The organism is Streptomyces sp. NRRL S-1813, from assembly GCF_000719605.1.
Classification (GTDB): Bacteria; Actinomycetota; Actinomycetes; order Streptomycetales; family Streptomycetaceae; genus Streptomyces; species Streptomyces decoyicus.
Window position 1 is genome coordinate 18698 of record NZ_JOHB01000033.1, and the last position, 15413, is coordinate 34110.

Annotated in this window: 12 protein-coding genes and 2 pseudogenes; 7 read left to right on the forward strand and 7 right to left on the reverse strand. The window is 69.2% G+C overall.

Annotated elements, in window-relative coordinates; translation table 11 throughout:
* Positions 1–207: 207 nt before the first annotated feature.
* The 3 genes from IF67_RS0131890 to IF67_RS0131900 all read left to right on the forward strand — a co-directional run bounded on the left by IF67_RS0131890 (position 208) and on the right by IF67_RS0131900 (position 2942).
* Positions 208–675, forward strand: coding sequence for a hypothetical protein (locus IF67_RS0131890; RefSeq protein ID WP_030991595.1), 468 nt, complete (start codon positions 208–210; stop codon positions 673–675).
* A 631-nt stretch (positions 676–1306) separates the two neighbouring features.
* Positions 1307–1570 carry a hypothetical protein gene (locus tag IF67_RS0131895; protein ID WP_030991597.1) on the forward strand — a complete coding sequence of 88 codons (264 nt, stop codon included), beginning with the start codon at positions 1307–1309 and terminating at the stop codon, positions 1568–1570.
* Positions 1571–2045: 475 nt separating this feature from the next.
* A complete protein-coding gene (locus IF67_RS0131900) occupies positions 2046–2942 on the forward strand; it encodes an aminoglycoside phosphotransferase family protein (protein WP_030991599.1) in 897 nt (298 codons plus the stop codon).
* 279 nt (positions 2943–3221) lie between these two features.
* Here the strand turns inward: IF67_RS0131900 and IF67_RS0131905 are convergent, their stop codons facing one another.
* On the reverse strand, positions 3222–3866 hold the full coding sequence (locus tag IF67_RS0131905) for a DUF4328 domain-containing protein (protein WP_030991601.1): 645 nt from the start codon (positions 3864–3866) through the stop codon (positions 3222–3224).
* Positions 3867–4107: 241 nt separating this feature from the next.
* A pseudogene (locus tag IF67_RS43980) lies at positions 4108–4272 on the reverse strand (hypothetical protein); the annotation flags it as partial.
* Between the two features lie 161 nt (positions 4273–4433).
* Between IF67_RS43980 and IF67_RS0131910 the strand changes: the two are divergent.
* From IF67_RS0131910 to IF67_RS43985, 3 genes are all read left to right on the forward strand, one after another.
* The gene (locus tag IF67_RS0131910) at positions 4434–5423 is read left to right on the forward strand and encodes a GlxA family transcriptional regulator (RefSeq protein ID WP_420708732.1); all 990 of its coding nucleotides are present in this window, start codon (positions 4434–4436) and stop codon (positions 5421–5423) included.
* A gap of 107 nt (positions 5424–5530) precedes the next feature.
* Positions 5531–6529, forward strand: coding sequence for a type I glyceraldehyde-3-phosphate dehydrogenase (gene gap, locus IF67_RS0131915; RefSeq protein ID WP_030991605.1), 999 nt, complete (start codon positions 5531–5533; stop codon positions 6527–6529).
* Positions 6530–6696: 167 nt separating this feature from the next.
* Positions 6697–6858, forward strand: coding sequence for a hypothetical protein (locus IF67_RS43985; protein ID WP_158713196.1), 162 nt, complete (start codon positions 6697–6699; stop codon positions 6856–6858).
* 1001 nt (positions 6859–7859) lie between these two features.
* On the opposite strand, the gene IF67_RS42240 is transcribed toward IF67_RS43985, so the two are convergent.
* Positions 7860–8222 (reverse strand): peptidase inhibitor family I36 protein, encoded by a 363-nt coding sequence (locus tag IF67_RS42240; protein ID WP_078889752.1) that lies wholly within the window; start codon positions 8220–8222, stop codon positions 7860–7862.
* Here IF67_RS42240 and IF67_RS46400 point away from each other — a divergent pair.
* Positions 8221–8565, forward strand: a pseudogene (locus IF67_RS46400) (transposase); the annotation flags it as partial. The gene IF67_RS42240 and the pseudogene IF67_RS46400 sit on opposite strands and share 2 nt — an antisense overlap.
* Before the next feature lie 251 nt (positions 8566–8816).
* Here the strand turns inward: IF67_RS46400 and IF67_RS0131925 are convergent.
* The 4 genes from IF67_RS0131925 to IF67_RS0131940 all read right to left on the reverse strand — a co-directional run bounded on the left by IF67_RS0131925 (position 8817) and on the right by IF67_RS0131940 (position 15407).
* A complete protein-coding gene (locus IF67_RS0131925; RefSeq protein WP_030991607.1) occupies positions 8817–11555 on the reverse strand; it encodes an AAA family ATPase in 2739 nt (912 codons plus the stop codon).
* Between the two features lie 418 nt (positions 11556–11973).
* Positions 11974–13179: a M6 family metalloprotease domain-containing protein gene (locus tag IF67_RS0131930; RefSeq protein ID WP_030991609.1), complete on the reverse strand. Its 1206-nt coding sequence runs from the start codon at positions 13177–13179 to the stop codon at positions 11974–11976.
* Positions 13180–13235: 56 nt separating this feature from the next.
* On the reverse strand, positions 13236–14501 hold the full coding sequence (locus IF67_RS0131935) for an alpha/beta fold hydrolase (protein ID WP_030991611.1): 1266 nt from the start codon (positions 14499–14501) through the stop codon (positions 13236–13238).
* A gap of 180 nt (positions 14502–14681) precedes the next feature.
* On the reverse strand, positions 14682–15407 hold the full coding sequence (locus IF67_RS0131940; RefSeq protein WP_030991613.1) for a GntR family transcriptional regulator: 726 nt from the start codon (positions 15405–15407) through the stop codon (positions 14682–14684).
* Positions 15408–15413 lie beyond the last annotated feature (6 nt).

Genomic DNA, 15413 nt, shown 5'->3' on the forward strand with positions numbered 1-15413 from the left:
CGAGGTTCCGTGAATGTCTCCCTCCTGACATCGTCAGGCCGCAGGCTCATCTCCACGGCCTTCGTGTTGGTCAGGTGTACGCCTTGCTCAGACAGGGGCAGCCCCCATGTCCGGAATGCCCAGGTGGGCGATCTGGTTTCGAGACACCGTTCAAGGTCAGCAGTAAAAACTGGCTGAGTCGCGGCATTCGTGTGGTCGGCTGGTGCTGTGGAAGCGCTTTGGACAAGTGTCGTAGCGGTTGCGGGCACGCTGCTGGGTTCCGTGATCACGCATGCCTTCCAGCGCCTCGCGTCCAAGCGCAGTGAGCTGTTCGCACGGTCCGAGGCGCTCCGGCAGGAGCGCACAGCCACGTACGGTGCGTTCGCCGCAGCAGTGGAGGACTACCGTCACGGTCAGGCGGCCCGCTGGTACCGCAAGCTGGATGATCAGGATGGAGAGGCATTCCTCACGGCGCGGGACGAGGCACACCGGCTCCGGACAGTGGCACGGCAAGCGCTCTATCGAGTCAAACTGCTCACTGAGGACGGGGAAGTGACCCTCGCGGCCGAACGGGCCTACCAGTGCACCTGGGATCTGTCGAACGCGCAGGACCGAGTGGAGCGGGACACGAGGGACACCCAAGCGAGGCTTGCCATCGAGGCGTTCATATCCCGGGCTTCGCTGCTGGTGCGTTGAACAGGAAGTGCCTGCCGTCACGCGGTCACGCCCTGCCGGGCAGGGACGGCGCCTTCATCTCACACGGCTCTCCTGGCCACCGGGCGCCACAGCCCTGGCCGGCCCTCGATCTTCCCGGGCAGCTTCGTCCATCACTTGCCGGTCGATTCATGCCAGGGCTCAACGTTCCGCACGAGCAGCTCCCCCTCATCGATCTACGCAACGACCAGAGATAGAGAACAAGCTCAGGGGCGTCCGTGCACATTCCGCCAGAGGCGACGACGTGGTACGAGGAGGCGGGAATAGGCCGCGCCGGCGGATAACCGGGCCGTGCGCGACCTCGCGCGGCTGCGGATCAGCCTCCCCTGCACATCGCTGCCGGGGCGAGCAGCGGCTGGAGGCAGCTCGACGCGGCCCTTCGTACACTTCCTTGCATATTGCACCCATTTTTCCGCACCGCGTCTTTGGGGCCGTTCCGGTGCGGGTGTAAAGTCTACGTAAGAGGTATATATGCGGCATATGCAACCCCGTCCATGGCGTGACCGCCAGGAGTCGGTTCACCCAGGGGCAGCTCCCGAACTTCCCGCCCCCTGCGGGACTCGTCGGCGGGTGGCGGGCCGCAAGATCCCTAGCCTGAAGAAGGTGTGGACCTATGTCCACCAATCGTTTGACACGAGCCATCGCTCTGACCGCAGGAGGCCTCCTGCTGGCAGGTGGCGCCGCGGTTGCCACCGCCGGGACGGCGTCCGCCACCCCGACACACGCACCGGTCAGCTATTCCAGCCACAACGGCGGGCATGACTGGGGCTATGACCACGACCATGGCCGTGGTTACGGCGACTACTACGACTACGGTGACGACTACGGTTACGGCCTTGGTGGTTACGTGGTCATCATTGGCCTTGGCGGCTACTGACGACCGTCGCCTCCTGTCCGTCCAATCGCGCCGGTGCCCGGGATTTCCTGTCCCGGGCATCCCTCATACCGCCAGAGGCGCCGCCGGGCGCCGCCCTGGCAGTCGGCACGTTCGGTGGCAGGGGCGGCACAGCGAGTCCTGCTGCTGCGACGCCCGGGACCTGGCACGCGTCGCCGACGGCACCAGCCACAGCTGACCACGGGCACTTGCCCCGCGGAGGCCCGCCTGCGGCTTCGTGGAGTAGTCCACAGTGCGGCCCGCCACCGGAGGCTTAAGCCACACCGCCGATGCGGACCGTCTGGCGAGGCGCCGTCACCTTCGGCATGGTGGTTTCTCTGAACTTGGGGCCGGTCTGTCCCAAGCCTCTGATCCGTAGCTCTCTGAAACCGAATTGGTGATGCCAGAGGGATCGCAGCGAGATGTTCTGGAGAGCGAGAGCCCGCTCCGTCTGCCGCCTTTAGTACTGTGGCTTCGCATGACCGACACCGAGATCGAGATCACCGCAGACCTGGTCCGCGACCTGCTGGAGGAGCAACATCCAGACCTTGCAGGGCTGGCCATCCGCGAGGTGGCGGGCGGCTGGGGCAACCAAATGTGGCGTCTCGGGGACGAGTTGGCCGTGCGCATGCAGCGCATGGACCCCACCCCAGAACTCCAGCTCAAGGAGCGGCGGTGGCTCCCCGTGCTGGCCCCGCGCCTGCCGCTCCCGGTGCCGAACCCTGTGCGGTTCGGCGAACCGTCCGAGCGCTTCCCCAAGCACTGGACCGTGATGACGTGGGTTCCCGGCGAGCCGCTGGACCACGGCTCGATCAGCCGCGGCGACCACGCGGCCGACACGCTGGCGGGCTTCCTCCGGGCGCTCCACGTGGAGGCGCCCGCCGAGGCGCCGATCGCTACGGACCGCGGTGCCCATCCCAAGAACTGCACGGACGGCTTCGAGAACTTCTTCCAGGCCGTTGCCCCCGACGATATCGCTGCCGATGTCCGGGCCGTCTGGGACGACGCCGTTGCAGCCCACGCATGGGAGGGCCCGCCGGTGTGGGTACACGGCGACCTCCATCCCGCGAACGTCGTCGTCTCGGACGGAACGCTCTCGGGCATCGTCGACTTCGGTGACATGTTCGCCGGCGATCCGGCGTGGGACCTCGCCGCCGCATGGGTGCTGCTGCCCGCGGGCACGGCCTCACGGTTCTTCGACATGTACGCGCATGCAGACGAGGCGGCGATCCGGCGCGCCCGCGGGCTGGCCGCTATGAAGAGCCTCTTCCTGATGCTCATGGGGCAGAACGGAGACCGGGGTCTTCCCGGCGGCAAGCCGCACTGGGGACCCGCAGGCCGGACGGCACTTGATCGTGTTCTGGCGGGCGTTTGACGCACGCTTCTTTGAACGTGTTATCGATCTTGGTTGAGGGGCATGCGGCATCCCGCCTTCGAAGAACACGTCCGCGGACCACTCCACCCGAGCCGACAAGCGAGCCGGGCCCATTCGCTTGAGACAGGGGCCAGTTCGACTGAGACGGGACAACACAAACGCAACGTGCGCAGGGCAACTGTCCTGTGTCAGTGCACCTTGACCGTTTGCTACTGAAGATGACCGCCGTGCACGTGCCCGCTCCACCAGCGATACCGGGCCGGCGCTGCGCCGCTGGGGTTAGCGCAGGTGTTTTTGCTGAACCGAGGTGAGGGCGCGAACGACGAACACGCCGGCCACGGCCGCGGCGACGACGGCCGCATCGACTACCAGCAACGGGGGTGCGTTCGTGTAGGCGCGGGCGATGACCGCGTCCGTAGTGCCCGCGTACAGGCCCGCCCCGCCCAGGGACCCGACCAGCCACAGGCCCCACCACCAGTTCACGGCGTGCGGCAATCGCTCGCCAGGGGCGCTGGCGCCGTGGATGTCCGCGACGATCCCCCGGGGGATCCACAGATTGGCGATGGGGACGATCCAGCCGGCGTAGACCCATGGCCCGGCGTAGCGGGGGCGCTGTCCCGATAGGGCGCGCGCGTTGTCCCGGACGCGCCACAGCCAGGCCAGGAAGGCGAACGCGCACAGCAACGCGGCCACGTCTCCCAGGGCACTGACGAGGTGGTACGCGTTCTCCAGCGCGGTCAGTGGGCGGTGTCGGCCGCCGCCCTGGTCCGGCGGTCCGGACGGCGGCTGTCCAGCCGCGGCGAGCTGGATTTGCCACCCGGCCCGGGCCGCCCAGGCTGCGCCGGCGAGGGCAAGCGTGGCGATGGCGCAATGGGCTGCTCCCCGGACCGGGCGCAGAGCGGGCAGTGCTATGTGATCTTTCACGTGGTCGTCCTTATTCCTACGGGAGGTCGCGTCGGCCACAGGCCACTCCATCGAGCAGGGCGTCACCCCTTGATGAAGGATTCAGGAGCGGCCGAGGTTGTCGTGGCGTACCCCCGCGGGGGTACGCGCTGAACCGCGGCTACTTTATCGAAGCAGCCCCTCGACGCGTTGACCTGCACGTTCAACGTTCGCTGGGACGGAGACGGTTCCGTCAACTTTTTCCGAGATTTCTCGTCCGACGTCAGCCAGTGAAACGTGGGGGCTCAACGGATGTGGTGAAGTCGGCAAGGGCAAGGAAGTCGGCCTCGCGTAGCCCGATCCGCGGATTGACGTGGTGCAGAAGTCCGGGCCCGCGGTGCTGGGCGGTCACGTACGCATGGTCGAGATCGCTCTGGGAGATCTGCACCCCATATTTCTCGAGCCAACTCAGAAGCGGGTGGGTCAGTGGCGCTGTCGAAGCGGCCTCTCGATGTGACCGAGTTCTTGAGGTGGCCCGTGAGCGGTTGAGCCGGCCCACAGGTGAGCCGAGACCTCCGGCGGACCTGCCCGGCTTTCGGAACCAGGCCGATGCGCCCCCGCACCCCGCGTACCCTCTTCCCCGTGCTTGCCCCATCCCCGCATCACGTCGCCGTCCTCGTGCTCGAGGGTGCGAAGCCTCTCGATGTCGGTATTCCCGCGCAGGTGTTCACGACCCGTGCGAGCATGCCGTACGAGGTGCGGGTGTGCGGCGCGGAATCCGGTCTCGTCACCGGGGGCGACGGCCTGTCGTACTACGTCGCCCACGGCCTCCACGCACTTGAGTGGGCCGACATCGTCTTCGTCCCCGGCTACCGGTTCCCAGACCGCGACGACCCGCCGCAGGCCGTCGTTGATGCGCTGATCGGCGCCCACGATCGGGGCGCGCGGCTCGCCGCCATTTCGACGGGCGCCTTCGCGCTCGCTGCCACGGGCCTGCTCGACGGCAAGCGCGCCACAACGCACTGGCATTACACGCGGGCACTCGCAGCGAAGCATCCGCTCGTTCAGGTCGACGAGAACGTTCTGTTCGTCGACGAGGGCAGCGTGCTGACGTCGGCCGGTGCCGCCTCGGGCATCGACCTGTGCCTGCACATTCTGCGCGGCGATCTCGGGGTGGCCGCGTCGAACCACGCGGCCAGGCGCCTGGTAGCGGCCCCCTACCGCAGCGGCGGTCAAGCGCAGTACGTGCCGCGCAGCGTGCCCGAGCCGCTCGGCGATCGGTTCGCCGCCACCCGAGAGTGGGCGCTGCACCGGCTCGGCGAGGCCCTCACCCTTGAAGCGCTCGCCCGGCATGCGGCGGTGTCGCCGCGCACGTTCTCGCGACGCTTCGTCGAGGACACGGGGTACACGCCGATGCAGTGGGTCATGCGCGCCCGCATCGACGTGGCCCGCGAAATGCTCGAACGTTCGCAGCGGAGCGTCGAGCAGATCGCCGCCGACGTCGGTCTCGGCACCAGTACGAATCTGCGGCTGCACTTCCATCGCATCCTCGGCACCACGCCGAGCGAGTACCGGCGCACCTTCGCCCAGGGCGAGTAGCCCGCCACCACCACGTGGCGCGATCCTTTCGGACCGTGGCGATCACGCCGCTGTCACCGGCGGACGCTGCACGCGAGCCTGATGGCGAACCCGAAGGGACACCACTCATGACTCGCATCGCCATCAACGGATTCGGCCGCATCGGACGCAATGTGCTGCGCGCGCTGGTCGAACGCGACAGCGACCTTGAGGTCGTCGCCGTCAATGACCTCACGGAGCCCGCCACCCTCGCGCGGCTGCTCGCCTACGACACGACGGCGGGCCGGCTCGGTCGCCCGGTGAATGTCGACGGGGACGCCCTCGTCGTCGACGGCCGTCGCATCACCGTGCTCGCCGAGCGTGAACCGGCGCAGCTGCCATGGGCCGAGCTCGGCGTCGACATCGTGCTTGAGGCGACCGGCCGCTTCACGTCGGCCACGGCCGCTCGCGCCCACATCGACGCGGGCGCGACAAGGGTACTCATCAGCGCGCCGGCGGACGGCGCCGATGTCACGCTCGCGTTCGGCGTCAACACCGACGCGTACGACCCGGCGGTGCACACGGTTGTCTCGAACGCCTCGTGCACGACCAACGCGCTTGCGCCGCTGGCCGCGGTGCTCGACGATCTTGCCGGCATCGAGCACGGCTTCATGACGACGGTGCACGCCTACACACAGGAGCAGAACTTGCAGGACGGTCCGCACCGCGACGCCCGCCGCGCCCGCGCCGCCGCTGTCAACATCGTGCCGACCACAACGGGCGCCGCCAAGGCGATCGGCCTCGTGCTGCCGGACCTCGACGGCAGGCTGTCGGGCGACTCGATCCGCGTGCCGGTTCCGGTGGGTTCGATCGTCGAACTCAACACGACCGTCGCCCGCGACGTGACGCGCGAGGACGTGCTGGCGGCGTACCACGCCGCGGCGGAGGGGCCGCTCGCCGGCATCCTCGAGTACTCGGACGACCCGCTCGTGTCGTCCGACATCACGGGCAATCCGGCCTCGTCGATCTTCGACTCGGCACTCACCCGCGTCGACGGCCGCCACGTCAAGGTGGTCGCCTGGTACGACAACGAGTGGGGCTTCTCGAACCGCGTGATCGATACGCTCGAGCTCCTCGCCACCAGCTGAATCAGTCGACGGGCAAGGCGGTGGGCGCGCGGACGGGGCTTTTGCAGTTCCGTGCCGAGGGGCGGACCGCTCAGGTGCTCGAAGCCCCGGCCGGACCGGCCGGGCTTCGCCATGTGCGCCCCGTTCACGCCCTCCCGCCCCAGCCTACGCCCCGCGATGATGCTGCAATGCCCGACGATCACTGCTCGAAGTGCTGCCCCGTCAAGCCGCCCAAGCCGGAAGTGCCCGGCCCGTGGCCGCTCGGCGCGCTCCTGTGGCTCGGCATCATCCTCAGCGTCGCCGGCGGCGTGTACGTGCTGGCGATGTGGATGCTGTCCAGCGTGTTCTGACGCGCCGAACCCTCACCCCAGCCACTGGCCGGGGACTTTGTCGTCCCCACGCAGGCCTGCCGTGGCGTTGAATAGCCTGTGAGCACCCCTCTCCCCCCGCAACCAGCCGAAAGACAGTGACGGTCCGAGGAGTATCGAGTCCGCCCACGGCAACCACGGCGTCAACCCCGAACGCGGCCTCAAATTCGCCATCCCACACATCCGCAACGACCACGCCCAAAGCGTCGAGGGAGTTATCGAACCGGTGTCGCCGGCCTGGGACCACGAAGCCGCAGCCGAGACGATCCGCGTCCAGATCCGCGCACGTGTCCGGGAGCTGGACTGTGTCACCGGGTCCGGGAACCTGGACCCGCCCGGCTCCCGGCCCGTGCCCCAAGGGCCGCCAAGAGCACATTCTCGCCATCCTCCAGGTATCTGCTGGCACCCCGCGCCGGACGACGCCAGGAGACCGAGGCCACGTCATCCGTAATCAACCGAAGCGGAAGAGGCCGAAGAAGAAGCGTGAGAATTTATTCTTCGTGAGGTCTCGTCAGCTCACTGACGGGTCCCTTCACTTGCCGCCGGGTGGAGCCTTTCGGTCTTCGAGCCTGACGATGTCCCGGCTCTCGTGTCCCGATGGAGTAACCACGAGGGTACGAATCGGTGGGACGGGGTTCCCCGACACTCACACCCCTCAATCCGAGGCGTCCTCGACGCTGAGCGACACCGGTTTCCCCAATCTCACCGACATACCCAGGTCGCCGAACTGTGGCTCCAGCCTCGTTCTGGGGCTTCGAACCGACACCGGGTGGGCCGCTGTCGTGGCTGATCGGTAGACGGCGATGGCAGGCTGAGTGCCCAACGGGGCTCCCTCGCAGACAGGCGGATCTTGGTCGAGCTTCCGTCCTGCCGGGAGCCCGTCGGCGACAGAGCAGCCCCGGGTCAGCGTTCGTTGGCCTGTGCCCATCCGGACATGTGTCGCTGGTAACGGCGGGGTGTGAAGCTCCGGCGAAAAGCCCTGGCTAGCAGGCCTTCCACGAGGAGATCCTGTCGTTGGCTGTCGGTCCGATGTTGGGGCGCGAATCGCCTGGGCCCACCCTCGCCAGGAGGGATCCCTTGCCGTTCGAGTTCTGGTAGAAGCAGACTTGGGAACCGGTGCGGTTCCTGAGGGCGGTCGTCCGATCGTTCATGTATTCCCCGACATTGGGACGTTCAGTTCCGGGAACGAAGACGAAACGTCCTTCGTAATTGCTGTTGTCCCAGACGCATACATACCCTTTGGGGCAGTCGTTGGGATCGGCGCTGGCCGGCGTAGCTCCTAGGCCAACCGTCGTTACTGTCACGCACGCTGCCGCGATGACACCGGCCACCAGAGTTTTCTTCATGTCTTTCCGTCTTCCTCTCGTCGATCTGTGTGCCGCAGTTTGCGGTCATCAGGAATTCGTGAGCAGGCCGGGCGCGCAGTCGGTCGGATGGCGTAGCTGTGCTGTCCGCCGCAGGTGCCGGATTCCCGGCCCCTCTCCCCGGCGCCCGCATGCCTGCCCTGCTTTCCTCACCTGGTGCGCGGACTCCGGCATACCCGAAGTCCGACAGCTCGCCATCACCGTCGACCGCTGGTGGCCCGAGGTCGAGGCATTCATCGACCCCGGGTACAGCAACGCCAAGAGCGAGGGCATCAACCGGGTGATCAAGCTTGTCGCCCGCGACGCGTTCGGCTTCCGCAACGTCGTTCCCCTCATCGTTCGTGGGTGCGCGTCAGTTTCCGTCTCGCCGGTAGAGACGCAGCACCGTGGTACAGCACCTCTCTGTCAGAACGTCCCGTCCGAGCGTTGTCCGGGGCGGCTGTCCCGGACGCCTTCCATGCTCGGCGCTGCCGCCCTGCGGTCGCATCGGCGAACATCGCCTACACCTCTCGGGCGGGAGGCCGGTGGCGTAGGCGAACATCGCCTACACCTCTCGGGCTCGCGGCGGCCCGGGGGTCAGGGAAGCTGCATGTCCCTGAGCCGGCGGCGGGAGGTGATGCCCAGCTTGCGGAAGATGTTGCGCAGGTGCGCGTCGATGGTGCGCGGGCTCAAGAACAGCTGCGCGCCGACCTCCTTGGAGGTGGCCCCGGTAGCCACCCGCCGCGCGATGTGCAGCTCTTGGGCGGTAAGCGCATCGGTCGGCTGGGCAGTTGGTTTGTGTGGCCGCTCGCCGGTGGCGCGCAGCTCACGGGCCGCGCGGGCGGCGAATGCCTCTGCGCCCATGCCGGACAGCAGTTCGTGGGCGGTGCGGAGTTGCTCGCGGGCGGCCTGACGCCGGCCTTCGCGGCGCAGCCATTCGCCGTAGACCAGGTGGGCGCGGGCGAGATGGGTCACCATCCGGCAGCACCCAAACCGCTCGATCGCCTCGCGATACAGCGCCTCGGCGGTCGGCCCGGTGCTGGTCAGCGCTCGCGAGCGCGCCTCAAGACCGAGCGCCCACTGGGTGCCGCTGGCGCGAGTTCGCGAGCTGAGCAGCTCCAGCGCGGCGGCCGCCGAGGCTGGTTCACCGGCGCGGACGGCCGCCTCGATGAGCTCGGGCAGGGCCAGGTTGCTGTGCTCCAGCTCGTCGGAGTCGCTCGGGCCTGCTGCGGCGTCGAACGCGGCGCGGTAGTCGCCCAGGCCGTTGTGCAGCACGGCCAGCGTGTACTGGGCCACGGTGACCACCGCGCTCTCGCCCCGCCGGGTCGCGTCCTGAACCATGGCCGCGTACAGCTCGGAGGTTTCGGCCTGCCGGCCGCGCCAGGCGGCGAGCATGATCCCGGTGATGGTGACGGCCGCCGGCTGGATCGCGGTGGCCTCGGCGACGAGCTCGGCGGCGTGGGCGAGCTCGCCGGTGTGCACGAGCACAACGGCGAAATAGTCAAGCGCGGCGGGCAGCTCGGACAGTGCACCCGCTTCGCGGGCGAGCCGGACGCGGCGGCCGGCCAGCTCATGCACCGTCTCGTCGTCGAACAGCGCCACCGCGACGCGGCTGGCCAGCCACAGCCAGCGGCGGCTGTCGTCCGCTGCCGCGGTGCGGGGATTGCGATCGTGGTTGCCGAGCGCCCCCAGTGCCCGCCGCAGGCTGGGCACGCTCGCCTCGTATCCCTGCGTGGCCCTGGTCACCAGCCCGTCGAGCAGTAGGTCCACCACCCCTGGCGGGTGTGGCGGTGTGGGCGCGGCCTGGGCGGCTTCGGCCACCTCCAGCACCCTGCGACCGCGGCCGAAGGAACCAGCGACGACGGCCGCTTCGAGTGCCTGCAGGTAGGTCTGGCGGGCCATCGCGACATCCAGCGGGACGAGCGCCTTGGCCGCGTCCAGCAGCATCCCGGGCACGTCGCTGCCCCGGGTGGTATCGAACGCGATCTGGGCGCGCAGCAGCTCCACCCGGACGCGTCCCAGCGGATCCAGCGGTACGGCCGCCGCAACCGTCAGCAGCTCCAAGGCGGCTTCGGACGCGCCGGCCTGGTGCGTGGCGTGTGCGGCGGCCAGCGCCCGGCGTGCACGGTCGGCGGGTTCAGGGGTCAGGACCACCGCCTGTTCCAAGAACGCGGCCGCGGCGGCCGGCCCGCCGCGGGTCCATGCCCGGCCGGCCAAGCGCTCCAGCTCCACCGCGATCGTCTCGTCGACCCCGAGCGTGGCTTGCGCGCGGTGCCAGGCGCGGTGGTCGGGGTCGGCCTGCGGGTCAGTCGCCGCAGCCAGCGCGCGGTGCACGCGCCGCCGGTCGGACAGTGCGGCGGCACGGTAGACCGCCGAGCGCACCAGCGGATGCAAGAACCGCACCCGGGCGCCGATCTCCAGCAACTCCGCCGCCTTCGCCGGCGCAGCTGCCTCGTCGTCGATGCCCAGGTACCCGGCCGCACCCCGCAGCAGCGCCGTATCGCCGAGCGGCTCAGCCGCCGCGACCAGCAACAGCAGCTGCGTCTCGGCCGGCAGGCTGCGTGACCGGCGCTGGAAGCTCTTCTCGATCCTGCGCGGCACGCTCAGTGCATCCGGCAGCCCAAATCCACCCGCCAGCTTCGCCGGCTCTGCGCTTCGGGGCAGCTCCAGCAGCGCCAGCGGGTTGCCCCGCGCTTCGGCGATGATCCGGTCACGTATCCGCTCATCCAGCGGTGTCCTGACCCCTGTGGCGAGCAACGCCTGCGCATCCGCTTCACCGAGCCCGTCCAAGCCCAGCTCCAGCAGTCCGGCGAAGGGGTGAGCGTCGCTCGGGCCGGGGCTGCGGTCGCGCAGCGCGAGCACCAGTGCCACCCGCTCGGCGTCCACCCGCCGCGCTACGAACGCAAGGGTCTGTGCGGATGCCGCATCCAGCCACTGCGCATCGTCCACCAAGCACAGCAGCGGCCGTTCCTCCGAGACCTCGGCCAGCAGACTCAAGCTGGCCAGCCCGACCAAGAACCGGTCCGGCGGGTCCCCGGCACGCAGCCCGAACGCCACACCCAGGGCGGCCTGCTGCGGCTCGGGCAGCGCACCCATCCGGTCCAACAACGGCGCACATAACTGGTGCAAGCCCGCGAACGCGAACTCCATCTCGGACTCCACACCAGCCGCACGCTCCACCCGGAACCCCGACGCGGCGCCATGGGCATACTCCAGTAACGCGGTCTTACCGATACCGGCCTCACCGCGCACCACCAGCACGCCGCTGCGCCTCGAACGCACATCTGCGAGTAGCCGTTCGATCGCCCTACGCTCGGCACGCCGGCCTAGAAGCATCGTTGGGTTCTCCTGTGGGCGCCGGCTGACGCTCGGCCGGGCTGATGCCCCGTCTGCGTCCCTCTCACGCTCGGCCAACCGAAGCCTGGCGATTCCGTTCCCTGAGGCAATTCGTCGCCTGTGCGAAGGCATCTGCCGGACCTGGTCCTTCAGCCTGGACAGTGGTGATGAGACCCTGCCCCGGCCGCATGGACGGACCGGGCACCCGCGTGCCGGGTGCGGTCCAGCAGTGTGACAGCGCTCAAGATTTACGTTCGCATTGTATCCGTCGGCGAGTGAGCCTCGTATGAGTTGTTCGGCGATCCGGACACACCGTCAGCCCGAGGTCCGAAAGCAGCTTCCGACCTCGCCTGTCGATCTTCGTGCGACTCCGACAACGCGGCGAGGTGCGGTGGCCGGGGGCATCTCCGGACAGGGCCTACGACATGCCGAGCCGCACCACATCCCCCCTTCCGTCACCCGCGAGAACGTCGATACGGACGCCGCTGTCCGGGTCCGTGAAGGTCTGGCCGGGTCGGTACGCCGCCAGGTCGAGTCCGGTGCAGCCGGTGGGCGGCGTCGCGGCGGGGTTGCCGTTCATGACCTGGACCGGTCCCTCGCCGGTCGGGGTGGCGGAGTTGACCTTGTAGATGAGTACGCCGACCGAGCACGCATCCCGGTCGTTGCCCTCGGCCCGGCGCGACTCCGCGACGTACGCCGTTGTCTCGCTGGTGCGCAGTACGGCGATCTTGGTCCCATGGCGCCGTTCCACCGGGGTCAGGCGCGCGGTGCGGCGACCGGGGGCGGCCAGGCAGGTGACTTGGGCATCGCGGGTCCAGCCGAGTTTCCAGGAATGCCAGCCCAGGTACTGGGGCGTGGGGCCGGCAATGTTACCCATGACATCCCAGCCGCCGACGTACTGGTGGGTGGGGCCGGTGAAGGAGTACAGGTCGGGCAGACCGAAGGTGTGGCCGGTCTCGTGGGCGGCGACCTTGGGGCCCCAGCGCCACAGGTCCTGGCCGAAGGTGACGGCCCACTTGATGCGGGTGCCGTCGGCGGTCACCCCGGACGTGGTGGGGTCGTAGAGGTAGGTCGGGGAGAAGGAGATGGCGGACGCCGTCCTGAGAGGGACGACGTAGACCATGTCGTAGCGGGAGAAGTCCGCGTACGGGTCGGCGGCGGTGATTGCGTCGCGTACGTACTTCTCGTGTGCCTCGAAAGTGAGGCCGCGCTCGAAGCCGTACGAGTCCGAGGCCGCCGGCATACGGATCCAGCGGTGCAGGGAGGTGAGGGCGAGGCGGGTGCGGCCGTAGCCGGCCGTGCGCATCCAGTCGGCGACGGGGGCGAGTTGAGCCGCGTACTCCTCCGTGGAGCCGGTGGCCTCGGCATCGGAGAAGTCCACGAACAGCGTCAGGACGCGCCGGGTTCCGGTGGCGGGCTGGAACTGGACGCGGCCGGTGTCGTGGCCTTCGTCGGTCCAGCCCGTCTTTCCGGGCAGCGCGCAAGCGGCGGCGGGAGACGGAGGCCGGTGGGCTGAAGGCGAGGAGGCCGCGTTCACCGTCGTGGGGGCGGCGAGGCACGAGGCGAGGGTGAGGGCCGCCACGCAACGGCGCAGACGGCTCAGTGAGACGGACAGGCCGGGCATGTCACTCCCGTCGGATCGGAGGGGACGGCTCGGGGCGGGGACGGAGGGCGTTCGGCTCACGCGCGGCCTGCGGCCAGGTCCATCAGACGGGCGAGGACGCGGCCGTTCGAGGCGGTGATGCCGTCGTGCTCCCACTCGTTGGTGACCCAGACGCGGGTGGCGCCGACCTCGCGAGCGGTGCGCAGGGAGAGTTCTGCGTCGACGTACATGTCGTCGTGGTAGACGGCCGCGGCGACGGGCACCTTGTTGGCGGCGAGGCGTTGGGGGTCGTAGAGCGGGGGCCAGTCGGTGCGCCGGGACAGAAGGTCCGCGGCGTCCGCGAAGGGGCGCAGGCCCGCGATCTCCCGGAACATCCAGGGGTAGATCATTTCCCCGGTGAAGAGGAGGGGGTCTGCCTCCTCGGCGAACTCGGGGAAGGCGGTGAGGGCCCGAGCGGCCGCCCAGCCGGCCGGCCCGGCCCCCTGCCCGTACAGGGTCTCCTGCATGACGGCGAACAGCGGGTTGTCGGTGAAGCCGGTCAGGGACTCGACCTGGTGACGGAAGGTGTCGGTCAACTCGCCGTCACTGTCCAGGGATTCGTCGAGCAGCCAGTGGATGCGCTCGAAGCCGTCGCCCATGCCGAGGGCGAGGCCGAGGGTGCGCAGACGGCGGGCGGTGAGGCGGTCGCCGCCGGGCAGGCGGATGTCATCGGATGCGAGGTGGTCCGCGATCTTGCGGAGGCGAGGGGCGTCGTCGGGGTAACGGGCGTAGAAGTCGAGGACCCGGTCACGTACACGGGGGTAGGTACGGGCGTACACGTCGTCGGCGGTCGCGGTGAGTCCGGGCAGGCCGCCGGTGACGTAGCAGGCCCGCAGGCCGTCGGGGGCCAGGGAGAGATAGGTGAGGGTGATGAAGCCGCCGTAGCTCTGGCCGAGTGTCTCCCAGGGTTCGTCGTTGCCCAGTTGCCGGCGTATCAGTTCTGCGTCGGCCACGATCGCGTCGGCGCGGAAGTGGGCCAGATGTGCGGCCAGTTGGGAGGCGGAGGCGAACCGGGAGGCCATGCGCGCGGTGAGCGGGGTGGAGCGTCCGGTACCGCGCTGGTCGAGGAGCAATACCCGGTGGGTCTTCAGCGCGTGGGGCAGCCATCCCGGCGAACCTGCCGAAGGGCGGGGCGCCTTGCCGCCGGGGCCGCCCTGCAAGTAGAGCAGCCAGGGAAGTTGGCCATCGGCGTGAGCCGGGTCGACGACCTCGCGCGCGAAGACCTGGAGGGTCGGGCCGTCGGGACGATGGTGGTCCAGCGGGACGGTGAAGACGTGGTCGGTAGTGGCGTACGCGGGGTTCATGGGGCCCTTTCACGGCGAGGCACGGCGAGCGAGAGGTTGCGGGTCGGGAGTCATAGATGAGGTGTGACATTGCATACGGGCGCATACGTCAGCGTGCATCAGCCGTCCGCTTCCGAGGAGCTCTTACTTGGGCATAGCGCGGCGTTATGGGAGCCCGCCCCGCCTCGACGCCTCAGAACCTCAGCCGGACCGCTTCCCGGTGCGCCGCGCCGGTCCCTTGTCATCGGCCGAGGAAGAGCTGCTGCCGCCGCCGGCCCACAGGGAGCGGACATGGCCCAGGTGCTCGGCCATGCACTTCTCCGCCCGCTTGGCGTCGCCGGCGAGCATCAGGTCGAGCAGTTCCAGGTGCTCCTCGGCCGAGGGGATCAGTTCGCCGCGCTCGTCCAGGGCGGTGAGCCCGTAGAGCCGGGAGCGCTTGCGCAGGTCGCCGACGGTTTCGACCAGGCGGTCGTTGCCGGAGAGCGCCAGGAGCGAGAGGTGGAACTGCCGGTCGGCCTCCAGGTAGCCGATGAGGTCGTGGGCGCGGGCCGCCCGCACGATCTCCTCGGCGACCGGGCGCAGCGCCTCCAACTGCTCGCGTGTGGCGCTGCGGGTGATCCGGCCGACCATGGGGATCTCGATCAGCCCGCGGATCTCGGTGTACTGGTCGAGGTCGCGCTCGCTGACCCCGGTGATCCTGAAGCCCTTGTTGCGGACGGGCTCGGCCAGGCCCTCGCGGACCAGGTCGAGCATCGCCTCGCGTACCGGGGTGGCGGAGATGCCGAAGTCCTCGGCGAGTGTGGGCGCCGAATACACCTCGCCCGGGCGCAGCTCGCCGGAGATCAGGGCGGCCCGCAGGGCATTGCTCACCTGGTCGCGCAGCCGCTCCCGGCCGACGTTGAGGTCGCGGTGCTTCAGGTGCCCCATGGGGTC

Bases quoted from the DNA above. Each gene is read 5' to 3' on its own strand.
- IF67_RS0131930 (WP_030991609.1), bottom strand. From the start codon at position 13,179: ATGCCCGGCCTGTCCGTCTCACTGAGCCGTCTGCGCCGTTGCGTGGCG.
- IF67_RS42240 (WP_078889752.1), bottom strand. From the start codon at position 8,222: ATGAAGAAAACTCTGGTGGCCGGTGTCATCGCGGCAGCGTGCGTGACA.
- IF67_RS0131935 (WP_030991611.1), bottom strand. From the start codon at position 14,501: ATGAACCCCGCGTACGCCACTACCGACCACGTCTTCACCGTCCCGCTG.
- IF67_RS0131910 (WP_420708732.1), top strand. From the start codon at position 4,434: ATGCGCCCCCGCACCCCGCGTACCCTCTTCCCCGTGCTTGCCCCATCC.
- gap (WP_030991605.1), top strand. From the start codon at position 5,531: ATGACTCGCATCGCCATCAACGGATTCGGCCGCATCGGACGCAATGTG.
- IF67_RS0131900 (WP_030991599.1), top strand. From the start codon at position 2,046: ATGACCGACACCGAGATCGAGATCACCGCAGACCTGGTCCGCGACCTG.
- IF67_RS0131940 (WP_030991613.1), bottom strand. From the start codon at position 15,407: ATGGGGCACCTGAAGCACCGCGACCTCAACGTCGGCCGGGAGCGGCTG.
- IF67_RS0131895 (WP_030991597.1), top strand. From the start codon at position 1,307: ATGTCCACCAATCGTTTGACACGAGCCATCGCTCTGACCGCAGGAGGC.
- IF67_RS0131925 (WP_030991607.1), bottom strand. From the start codon at position 11,555: ATGCTTCTAGGCCGGCGTGCCGAGCGTAGGGCGATCGAACGGCTACTC.
- IF67_RS43985 (WP_158713196.1), top strand. From the start codon at position 6,697: ATGCCCGACGATCACTGCTCGAAGTGCTGCCCCGTCAAGCCGCCCAAG.